Source organism: Bacillus sp. TL12, from assembly GCF_022625245.1.
In the GTDB taxonomy this organism is placed as follows: Bacteria; Bacillota; Bacilli; order Bacillales; family Bacillaceae_G; genus Bacillus_A.
In genome coordinates this window covers 1-234 of record NZ_JAJJBY010000270.1, presented here as the reverse complement: position 1 = coordinate 234, position 234 = coordinate 1, and the positions used below count along the sequence as shown (strand labels likewise).

The window sequence follows — 234 nt, the reverse complement described above, 5'->3', positions numbered from 1 at the left end:
CAAGATTGGAGGAGTATCTAAGATTTCTCATTCTCTTTCTGCTTATTTTGAGCGGATTCGCATCCTTGATTCTACAACCTTCCAAGTTCCAGATCGGTTCGCAGCTACTTATCCTGGTGCTGGAGGATGTAGTCATAAAGCTGGTGTGAAAATTCAACTAGAGTATGACTTGTTGAGTGGAGAATTTTCTGATGTGGAAATTGAACCAGGAAAACGAAGTGATCAGGCATATAG

At 41.0% G+C, this 234-nt stretch carries 1 protein-coding gene; it reads left to right on the top strand.

The features are described from left to right. Window positions 1-234 (top strand): transposase (locus tag LOK41_RS28885; protein WP_241819489.1); only part of this gene is annotated, 234 nt, incomplete at both ends.